This window comes from Streptomyces sp. NPDC001668, assembly GCF_042893155.1.
GTDB lineage: Bacteria > Actinomycetota > Actinomycetes > Streptomycetales > Streptomycetaceae > Streptomyces.
The window spans coordinates 115125-125234 of record NZ_JBIAUQ010000025.1 but is presented as its reverse complement, the minus strand read 5'-3'; the positions used below and the strand labels follow the sequence as shown (position 1 = coordinate 125234).

Genomic DNA, 10110 nt, shown 5'->3' with positions numbered 1-10110 from the left:
GGCTTTCCTCCGGGCTTTTCCCTTCGGTCTTGCGTTTCCGACTCTATCAGACCGTTTCCGGTTCCGATTTCCTCGGTGCTTTCCAGGTTCCCGCTCTCGCGTTTCCCTTTCCGGCGGTTCCGACTTTATCAGAAGTTCTGAGTCGGAATTCCCGCCCCCTGGAGGTCGGCGCCGGAGCACGAAGCTGCCGGGTTCCCCCTCGGGCGGAGCCGTAAACGTACTGGAGCGGGGCGCCTCGATGCAAATCGAGGCGCCCCGCTCCCAGTTCGCTCGGACCGCTGTCCGACGGTCCGTCAGACCTCCACCACCACCGGCAGAATCATCGGCCTGCGGCGATACGTGTCGGAGACCCACTTGCCGAGGGTCCGTCGCACCAGTTGCTGCAGCTGGTGGGGTTCGACCACGCCGTCCTGCGCCGAGCGCTCCAGGACCTCGGTGATCCTGGGGATGACGTCGCTGAACGCCGAGTCCTCGATGCCGGAGCCGCGTGCCTGGATGTGCGGGCCGCCTGTGATCTTGCCGGTGGACGAGTCGACCACCAGGAAGACCGAGATGATGCCCTCGTCGCCGAGGATCTTGCGGTCCTTGAGCGCCGGCTCGCCGACATCGCCGACCGAGAGGCCGTCGACGTAGACGTAACCCGCCTGCACCTTGCCCGCGATCTTCGCCTTGCCCTCGACGAGGTCGACGACCACGCCGTCCTCGGCGATGACGATGCGGTCGTGCGGGACGCCGGTCAGGGCGCCGAGCTCGGCGTTGGCGCGCAGATGGCGCCATTCGCCGTGGACCGGCATCAGGTTCTTCGGGCGGCAGATGTTGTAGAAGTACAGGAGCTCGCCCGCGGACGCGTGGCCCGAGACGTGCACCTTGGCGTTGCCCTTGTGGACGACGCTGGCCCCCCAGCGGGTCAGGCCGTTGATCACGCGGTAGACCGCGTTCTCGTTCCCCGGGATCAGCGAGGACGCGAGGATGACGGTGTCGCCCTGGACGATCCGGATCTGGTGGTCGCGGTTGGCCATGCGGGACAGGGCGGCCATCGGTTCGCCCTGGGAGCCCGTGCAGACCAGGACCACCTCGTGGTCCGGGAGGTCGTCGAGCGTCTTGACGTCGACCACCAGGCCCGGGGGGACCTTCAGATAGCCGAGGTCGCGCGCGATGCCCATGTTGCGGACCATCGAGCGGCCGACGAAGGCGACGCGGCGGCCGTACTCGTGGGCCGCGTCCAGGATCTGCTGGATGCGGTGGATGTGGCTGGCGAAGCTCGCCACGATGATCCGCTTGCGGGCGTTGCCGAAGACCTGCCGCAGGACGTTCGAGATGTCCTTCTCGGGCGGGACGAAGCCCGGGACCTCGGCGTTCGTCGAGTCGGAGAGGAGGAGGTCGATGCCCTCCTCGCTCAGCCGCGCGAAGGCGTGCAGGTCCGTGAGGCGGCCGTCCAGCGGGAGCTGGTCCATCTTGAAGTCGCCCGTGTGGACCACCATGCCCGCGGGCGTCCGGATGGCGACCGCCAGGGCGTCCGGGATGGAGTGGTTGACCGCGACGAACTCGCAGTCGAAGGGGCCGATGCGCTCGCGGTGTCCCTCCGCCACCTCAAGGGTGTACGGGCGGATGCGGTGCTCCTGGAGCTTGGCCTCGATGAGCGCGAGGGTCAGCTTGGAGCCGATCAGCGGGATGTCCGGCTTCTCGCGGAGGAGGTAGGGGACGCCGCCGATGTGGTCCTCGTGGCCATGCGTGAGGACGATGCCCTCGATGTCGTCGAGGCGGTCCCTGACGGACGAGAAGTCCGGCAGGATCAGGTCGATTCCGGGCTGCTCCTCCTCCGGGAACAGCACGCCGCAGTCGACGATCAGCAGGCGGCCGCCGTACTCGAAGACCGTCATGTTTCGGCCGATCTCGCCGAGACCGCCGAGTGGGGTGACCCGCAGGCCGCCCTCGGGGAGCGGCGGGGGCGGGGCCAGTTCAGGATGCGGATGACTCAAAAGACTCTCCTCACCACGCACGCCACGTACCGGTGGGGCACGTGGCGTGCGTGACGTTCGTGCGTGTAGCAGTTGTCGTTTGGGGTGCGGGCACCGGTGGCCCGCCTATTCAGTTGTTGAGTCAGGTTGCGCGCCGGGCGCGCGAAGTCTGGTGCTAGAGCTGTACCCCGCCGGCGGCAAGATCGATCTTGAGCTGCTCGATCTCTTCGGATGAGAGCTCGACCATGGGGGCGCGTAGGGGCCCGGCGGGGAGGCCCTGGAGGGCGAGCGCCGCCTTGGTCGTCATCACGCCCTGGGTGCGGAACATGCCCGTGTAGACGGGAAGCAGCTTCTGGTGGATCTCGGTGGCCTTCTGCACGTCTCCCGAGACGAACGCCTCGACCAGGGCGCGCAGGTCCGGGGTGACGACGTGGCCGACGACCGAGACGAAGCCGACCGCGCCCACGGAGAGCAGCGGCAGGTTCAGCATGTCGTCGCCGGAGTACCAGGCGAGGCCGGAGCGGGCGATGGCCCAGCTGGCGCGGCCGAGGTCGCCCTTGGCGTCCTTGTTGGCGACGATCCGCGGGTGCTCGGCGAGCCGGACCAGCGTCTCGGTGCTGATCGGGACTCCGCTGCGGCCCGGGATGTCGTAGAGCATGACGGGCAGCTCGGCGGCGTCGGCGACGGCCTTGAAGTGCCGGTACAGGCCCTCCTGCGGGGGCTTGTTGTAGTACGGCGTCACGATCAGCAGGCCGTGTGCGCCCGCCTTCTCCGCCGCGTGCGCCAGCTCGATGCTGTGGCGGGTGTCGTTGGTGCCGACGCCGGCGACGACGTGGGCTCGGTCGCCGACCGCCTCCAGTACGGCTCGTACGAGGTCCGATTTCTCCGCGTTGCTGGTGGTGGGGGACTCGCCGGTGGTGCCGTTGATGATCAGGCCGTCGTTGCCTGCGTCCACCAGGTGGGTGGCGAGCCGCTGTGCGCCGTCGAGGTCGAGTGCGCCGTCCGCCGTGAAGGGCGTGACCATGGCGGTGAGGACCCGCCCGAAGGGGGTCTGCGGAGTGGAGGTCGGAGCCATGGGTTACACGCTACTCGTTGCTCAGGACGGGGTCTGCCCTAGGGGGCCTGGGAAAGTCAGGACAAATGCGGAGCCCGGCACTGCCTGCTCGGGGGTTCAAGCAGTGCCGGGTCCGTTTGATCAGGCTAGATGAACTTCTCTAAATGCCGCAATACGGACACTTCGCCAGGTGGACCCGCACATCTGTGCCCCGCGGGGAAACAGACGTCCGTTACGGGGCCACACGGCCGTTCGCGTTGAAGGCCGCGTAGGTGAGCGGCATGAGCCTGGCCCACTCCGCTTCCATCTTCTCGCCGACCATCTCGATCTCCCGCTGCGGGAAGGACGGCACCTTCGCCTGCTCGTGCTGGGTGCGCAGGCCGAGGAAGTGCATGAGCGAGCGGGCGTTGCAGGTGGCGTACATCGAGGAGAACAGGCCGACGGGCAGGACCGAACGGGCGATCTCGCGGGCGACGCCCTCGGCAAGCAGCTTCTGGTACGCGGTGTACGCCTGCTGGTAGGAGTCGTCCAGGACGCTGCGGACGGTTTCGTGCTGCTGCGGGGAACCCTCGACGAAGACGTACTTGCCGGGGCGGCCCTCCTGGACGAGCTTGCGGGACTCGTCAGGCACGTAGAAGACCGGCTGAAGCTCCCTGTAGCGACCGGACTCCTCGTTGTACGACCAGCCCACGCGGTGCCGCATGAACTCGCGGAAGACGAAGATCGGCGCGCTGATGAAGAAGGTCATCGAGTTGTGCTCGAAGGGACTCCCGTGCCGGTCCCGCATCAGGTAGTTGATCAGTCCTCTGGAGCGCTCGGGGTCCTTCTGCATCTCGTCGAGAGACTGCTCGCCCAGGGTCGAGACTCGGGCGGCAAACAGGACGTCGGAGTCCGAGGCGCTGGACTTCACCAGTTCAACGGTGACGTCGCTGCGCAAGGAGTAGTTGGGGTCGCCGGCGGGGGTCACGGAGGGTCCTTCCCATCACATCTGCGGTCGGCGCCCACTCTACGCGTCAACCGATTTGGCAATAGTGGGCACCATTTGCGGTACCCACTCGTCTGTACAGACAGCAGCCACCCGTTCGATCCCGGAAGGGAGAAGTACCCCCATGCTGTTGCGTCGGCGCGAGCCCGTACCGTTCGCCTTTCTCGCCGAAGCCGACAGGTTCCGCAGCAATGTCACCCCGCCACCCCGTGAGCGCGCGTCCGTCTCCGAGATGGCCGGGCGCTGGCTGACGGGAGTCACGATCATCGCCGGGCTCGTGGGATCCCTGGTCCTCGGGATGCCGGCCCTTTCACAGGATCAGGCGCCTTCCCAGACACAGCAGTCGCAGGCCTCCCAGGGGCACTGACTCAACCGGGCCCCCATAAGTGGCTCGCGGGGGCGACGGCGGATAACCTCACCGGGCACAGCCCACCGCTTGGATCGAGTGAGGACCCGCCGTGCCCCTGCCCTTCCTGACGGCCGACCGCGTGTTCGAGGCAACGGACGACGACGTCGCGTTGCCGTACGAGAACCGTGACCGCTGGCGGCGCCCCTACCGTCCCGGGCCGTGGCGGGTGGGTGTGGCGGCGATTCTCCTCCTGCTCGCCTCGTACGTGCTGTTCGCCGCGGTGATCATCGCGCTGACCGACTCGCCGTCCGAGGCCGCCGTGGTGCTGGGCATCGCGTTGCTCGTCATCGTCGGTGCGCTGCGGCTGCTGCGCATGGGGGTGTGGGTGAGCGCCCGCGGGGTGCGCCGGGTGGGCTTCCTGTTCACTCGTACGGTGTCCTGGGAGCAGGTCGCCGCCGTACGGACGGCACAGCAGCCGGTGCGCTGGCTCGGACTGCCGCGTGCGGTCCAGGGGCAGGCCCTGACCCTCGTACGGCAGGGCCGTGGGCCCGAGGACCTGCCGCCGCTGCTGACCACGCACAACGCGGACTTCCTCGCGCGCGGCCAGGCGTTCGACCGGGCCGCGGACGCGGTGGAGGCCTGGGCCGCCGAGTACGCGCGGGGCTGACCCGCATCACACGTCGAAGGGGCCGGTCCGCGGTGAACGCGGGCCGGCCCCTTCGGTGTCCGCGTGCGGCTAGGCCTCGATCGTCCTGCCGTCGTGCAGGGCGATCGCCCGCTGCATGGCCTTGCGGGCGCGCGGGGTGTCGCGGGCGTCGTGGTAGGCCACGGCGAGGCGGAACCAGCTGCGCCAGTCGTCCGGGGCCGCTTCCGTCTCGGCCTTGCGCCTGGCGAAGACCTCGTCGGCCGAGTCGCGGTCGATACGGCCGCCGGGCGTGCGCTTGAGCTCGTCGACGGGCAGGCCGCCCTCGGCGTCGAGTTCGGCGGCGAGGGCGTTGGCCCGGCGGACGAACTGGGTGTTCTTCCACAGGAACCACAGGCCGATCACCGGCAGGATCAGCACCGCGACGCCGAAGGTGACGGTGACGAGGGTGCCGGACTCGATCAGCATGACGCCGCGGCTGCCGACCAGGACGAAGTAGAAGACCAGGACGGCGGCCGTGACGGCGTAGGACAGCTTGGCGCGCATGACGGTGTCAGCCCAGGTCCAGGAAGTGTTCCAGGCCGAAGGTCAGGCCCGGGGTGGTCACCACGCGGCGGGCGCCGAGCAGGATGCCCGGCATGAAGCTGCTGTGGTGCAGCGAGTCGTGGCGGATGGTCAGTGTCTCGCCCTCGCCGCCGAGCAGGACCTCCTGGTGGGCCAGCAGACCGCGCAGGCGCACGGAGTGGACGGGGACCCCGTCGACGTCCGCGCCGCGCGCGCCGTCCAGGGCCGTCTCCGTGGCGTCCGGTGCCGGGGCCGTGCCCGCCTCGGCGCGGGCCGCGGCGATGAGCTGGGCCGTGCGGGTGGCGGTGCCGGAAGGGGCGTCGACCTTCTTGGGGTGGTGCAGCTCGATGACCTCGACCGACTCGAAGTAGGGCGCGGCGATCTGCGCGAACTTCATGTTCAGTACGGCGCCGATGGAGAAGTTGGGCGCGATGAGCACGCCCGTCTCCGGGGCGGCGGCGAGCCAGCCGTCGAGCCGCGCGAGGCGCTCGTCGGTCCAGCCGGTGGTGCCGACGACCGCGTGGATGCCGTGGCTGAGGCAGTACTCCAGGTTCTCCATCACCGAGGCAGGCGTGGTCAGTTCGACGGCGACCTGGGCGCCCGTCTCGGCGAGGGTCTCCAGCTTGTCGCCCCTGCCGAGGGCGGCGACCAGTTCCATGTCCTCGGCGGCCTCGACGGCCTTGACCGCCTCGGCGCCGATACGGCCCTTGGCACCGAGGACCGCCACGCGCAGCTTGCTCATCTTCGTGCTTCCTTAAGGGGAGTGCTTACGCGACCGCTTCGTGCAGTCGGGCCGCCTGCTTGTCCTTCAGCGGGCCGATGACCGACAGCGACGGGCGCCGGCCCAGGATCTCGCGGGCGACTTCGCGGACCTCGTCCGGGGTGACCGACGCTATGCGGGTCAGCATGTCGTCGACGGACATCTGCTCGCCCCAGCACAGCTCGCTCTTGCCGATGCGGTTCATCAGCGCGCCGGTGTCCTCGAGACCCAGGACCGTGGAGCCCTTCAGCTGGCCGATGGCGCGGCCGATCTCGTCGTCCGTGAGGCCGTGCTCGGCGACCTGGTCGAGTTCGTCGCGGCAGATCTTCAGCACGTCGTGGACCTGCGAGGGCCGGCAGCCGGCGTACACCCCGAACAGGCCGCAGTCGGCGAAGCCGGAGGTGTACGAGTACACGCTGTAGGCCAGGCCGCGCTTCTCCCTGACCTCCTGGAAGAGGCGGGACGACATGCCGCCGCCGAGCGCGGTGTTCAGCACGCCGAGGGCCCAGCGGCGGTCGTCCGTGCGGGCGAGGCCGGGCATGCCGAGGACGACGTGGGCCTGTTCGGTCTTGCGTCCGATCAGCTCGACGCGGCCCGCGGTGCGCAGGGCGCGCCTGCCGTCGCGCGGCGCGATGGGCGTGGCGTCGGGGCTCTTGAGGGCGCCGGCCTTCTCGAAGGCGGCGCGGACCTGTCGTACGACCTTGTCGTGGTCGACGTTGCCCGCGGCCGCGACCACGAGGTGGGTCGGGTCGTAGTGCTTCTTGTAGAAGCGGCGGATGCGGTCGGCGGTCAGGGCGTTGACGGTGTCGACCGTGCCGAGGACCGGTCGGCCGAGGGGGTTGTCGCCGAACATGGTGTGCGCGAACAGGTCGTGCACGCAGTCGCCCGGGTCGTCCTCGGTCATCGCGATCTCTTCGAGGATCGCGCCGCGCTCGACGTTGACGTCCTCTTCGAGGATGAGGGAGCCGGTGAGCATGTCGCAGACGACGTCGATGGCGAGCGGCAGGTCGGCGTCGAGCACGCGCGCGTAGTAGCACGTGTACTCCTTCGCCGTGAACGCGTTCATCTCGCCGCCGACCGCGTCGATGGCGGAGGAGATGTCCAGCGCGCTGCGCTTGGAGGTGCCCTTGAAGAGGAGGTGCTCCAGGTAGTGCGTGGCGCCGTTCAGAGACGGGGTCTCGTCGCGGGAGCCGACGTGCGCCCAGATGCCGAAGGTCGCTGAGCGGACCGAGGGGAGGGTCTCGGTGACGATGCGCAGGCCGCCCGGGAGGGTGGTCTTGCGGACGGTGCCGATGCCGTTCTCGCCCTTGATGAGGGTTTGGGTACGGGCGACGGCCCGCGCCTCCGAGGAGGTGCGGGCCGTCGCCTTTGAGCTACGGGACGTCACTGGTCGGCGTCGTCCTTCTTCTCGTCGGAAGAGCCTTCCTCGCCCTCGATCACGGGGATCAGGGAGAGCTTGCCGCGGGAGTCGATCTCGGCGATCTCGACCTGGACCTTGGCGCCCACGCCGAGCACGTCCTCCACGTTCTCCACGCGCTTGCCGCCGGCCAGCTTGCGGATCTGCGAGATGTGCAGCAGACCGTCCTTGCCCGGGAGCAGCGACACGAACGCGCCGAAGGTGGTGGTCTTGACGACCGTGCCCAGGTAGCGCTCGCCGACCTCCGGCATGGTCGGGTTGGCGATCGAGTTGATCGTGGTGCGGGCCGCCTCGGCGGAGGGGCCGTCGACCGCGCCGATGTAGATGGTGCCGTCGTCCTCGATCGTGATGTCGGCGCCGGTGTCCTCCTGGATCTGGTTGATCATCTTGCCCTTGGGGCCGATGACCTCGCCGATCTTGTCCACGGGGATCTTGACGGTGATGATCCGCGGGGCGTTCGGGGACATCTCGTCCGGCGTGTCGATCGCTTCCATCATCACGTCGAGGATGTGGAGGCGGGCGTCACGGGCCTGCTTGAGGGCGGCGGCCAGGACGGAGGCGGGGATGCCGTCCAGCTTGGTGTCCAGCTGGAGGGCGGTCACGAACTCCTTGGTGCCGGCGACCTTGAAGTCCATGTCACCGAAGGCGTCCTCCGCACCGAGGATGTCGGTGAGGGTGACGTAGTGGGTCTCGCCCTCGATCTCCTGGGAGATCAGGCCCATGGCGATACCGGCGACGGGGGCCTTCAGCGGCACACCGGCGTTCAGCAGCGACATGGTGGAGGCGCAGACCGAGCCCATGGACGTCGAGCCGTTGGAGCTCAGCGCCTCGGAGACCTGGCGGATCGCGTAGGGGAACTCCTCGCGGGTCGGCAGGACCGGGACGAGGGCGCGCTCGGCGAGGGCGCCGTGGCCGATCTCGCGGCGCTTCGGGGAGCCGACGCGGCCGGTCTCGCCGGTGGAGTACGGCGGGAAGTTGTAGTTGTGCATGTAGCGCTTGCGGGTCACCGGGGAGAGGGTGTCCAGCTGCTGCTCCATGCGGAGCATGTTGAGGGTGGTGACGCCCAGGATCTGGGTCTCGCCACGCTCGAACACCGCGGAGCCGTGCACGCGCGGGATGGCCTCGACCTCGGCGGCGAGCGTACGGATGTCCGTGACGCCACGGCCGTCGATGCGCTTCTTCTCCTTGATCACGCGCTCGCGGACGAGCTGCTTGGTCAGGGAGCGGTACGCGGCGGAGATCTCCTTCTCGCGGCCCTCGAACTCCGGGAGGAGCTTCTCGGCGGCGAGCGCCTTCACGCGGTCCAGCTCGGACTCGCGCTCCTGCTTGCCCGCGATGGTCAGCGCGGAGGCGAGCTCCGGGCGGACGGCGGCGGACAGCGCCTCCAGGATGTCGTCCTGGTAGTCGAGGAAGATCGGGAACTCGCCGGTGGGCTTGGCGGCCTTGGAGGCGAGGTCGGCCTGGGCCTTGCAGAGGACCTTGATGAAGGGCTTCGCGGCCTCGAGACCGGCGGCGACGACCTCCTCGGTCGGGGCCTCGGCGCCGCCCTTGACGAGCTGGATGGTCTTCTCGGTGGCCTCGGCCTCGACCATCATGATCGCGACGTCGCCGTCCTCCAGGGTGCGGCCCGCGACGACCATGTCGAAGACGGCGTCCTCGAGCTCGGAGTGCGTCGGGAAGGCCACCCACTGGCCGTTGATCAGCGCGACGCGGACGCCGCCGATCGGGCCGGAGAAGGGCAGGCCGGCCAGCTGCGTGGACGCGGAGGCGGCGTTGATCGCCACGACGTCGTACAGGTGGTCGGGGTTGAGCGCCATGATGGTGGCGACGACCTGGATCTCGTTGCGCAGGCCCTTCTTGAAGGAGGGGCGCAGCGGGCGGTCGATCAGCCGGCAGGTGAGGATGGCGTCCTCGGAGGGGCGGCCCTCACGGCGGAAGAAGCTGCCGGGGATCTTGCCGGCGGCGTACATCCGCTCCTCGACGTCCACCGTCAGGGGGAAGAAGTCGAGCTGGTCCTTGGGGTTCTTGGAGGCGGTGGTGGCCGACAGCACCATGGTGTCGTCGTCCAGGTACGCCACGGCGGAGCCGGCGGCCTGCTTGGCGAGGCGGCCCGTCTCGAAGCGGATGGTGCGGGTGCCGAAGGTGCCGTTGTCGATGACGGCCTCGGCGTAGTGGGTCTCGTTCTCCACTAGGTGCTCTCCGTTACTTTTCGTCTGCGTATCGTCTTTTGTCCCGATCCGCCCGTGTGGCGGGGGGACGTGCGCGGAGAAGCGCTCCATCTGGTGCGGGCCGGTCTTCGATCGAAGCACCCGGGTTCGCAAGGCCCGGGGGCCACTACCGAGGACCGGCGGCGGCGAGGCGCACCTCTCCTTGTTTCACT

The 10110-nt window shown here is 69.1% G+C and carries 9 protein-coding genes; 2 read left to right on the top strand and 7 right to left on the bottom strand.

Annotation, left to right across the window (positions count from 1 at the left end; all coding sequences use genetic code 11):
- Nucleotides 1-293: 293 nt before the first annotated feature.
- From ACFYZ8_RS43915 to thyX, 3 genes are all read right to left on the bottom strand, one after another.
- A complete protein-coding gene (locus tag ACFYZ8_RS43915; protein ID WP_359034826.1) occupies nucleotides 294-1979 on the bottom strand; it encodes a ribonuclease J in 1686 nt (561 codons plus the stop codon).
- A gap of 154 nt (nucleotides 1980-2133) precedes the next feature.
- The gene (gene dapA / locus ACFYZ8_RS43910; RefSeq protein WP_388533821.1) at nucleotides 2134-3033 is read right to left on the bottom strand and encodes a 4-hydroxy-tetrahydrodipicolinate synthase; all 900 of its coding nucleotides are present in this window, start codon (nucleotides 3031-3033) and stop codon (nucleotides 2134-2136) included.
- 211 nt (nucleotides 3034-3244) lie between these two features.
- Entirely contained in the window at nucleotides 3245-3979 is a 735-nt protein-coding gene (gene thyX, locus ACFYZ8_RS43905; protein ID WP_388533824.1) for an FAD-dependent thymidylate synthase, read from the bottom strand.
- Nucleotides 3980-4124: 145 nt separating this feature from the next.
- Here thyX and ACFYZ8_RS43900 point away from each other — a divergent pair, with 145 nt between their 5' ends.
- Nucleotides 4125-4364: a hypothetical protein gene (locus tag ACFYZ8_RS43900; protein ID WP_359035049.1), complete on the top strand. Its 240-nt coding sequence runs from the start codon at nucleotides 4125-4127 to the stop codon at nucleotides 4362-4364.
- 91 nt (nucleotides 4365-4455) lie between these two features.
- Complete coding sequence (locus tag ACFYZ8_RS43895; RefSeq protein WP_359034832.1) at nucleotides 4456-5013, top strand: phage holin family protein; 558 nt, start codon at nucleotides 4456-4458, stop codon at nucleotides 5011-5013.
- A gap of 69 nt (nucleotides 5014-5082) precedes the next feature.
- Here the strand turns inward: ACFYZ8_RS43895 and ACFYZ8_RS43890 are convergent, their stop codons facing one another.
- From ACFYZ8_RS43890 to ACFYZ8_RS43875, 4 genes are read right to left on the bottom strand one after another with little or no spacing between them, the layout of a single operon-like run.
- Entirely contained in the window at nucleotides 5083-5535 is a 453-nt protein-coding gene (locus ACFYZ8_RS43890; protein ID WP_359034834.1) for a hypothetical protein, read from the bottom strand.
- 7 nt (nucleotides 5536-5542) lie between these two features.
- Complete coding sequence (gene dapB / locus ACFYZ8_RS43885) at nucleotides 5543-6295, bottom strand: 4-hydroxy-tetrahydrodipicolinate reductase (RefSeq protein ID WP_359034836.1); 753 nt, start codon at nucleotides 6293-6295, stop codon at nucleotides 5543-5545.
- A 25-nt stretch (nucleotides 6296-6320) separates the two neighbouring features.
- Nucleotides 6321-7700: a pitrilysin family protein gene (locus tag ACFYZ8_RS43880; protein WP_359034838.1), complete on the bottom strand. Its 1380-nt coding sequence runs from the start codon at nucleotides 7698-7700 to the stop codon at nucleotides 6321-6323.
- Nucleotides 7697-9919, bottom strand: coding sequence for a polyribonucleotide nucleotidyltransferase (locus ACFYZ8_RS43875; RefSeq protein ID WP_359034840.1), 2223 nt, complete (start codon nucleotides 9917-9919; stop codon nucleotides 7697-7699). The genes ACFYZ8_RS43880 and ACFYZ8_RS43875 overlap by 4 nt, the downstream gene beginning before the upstream one ends.
- Nucleotides 9920-10110: the final 191 nt, after the last annotated feature.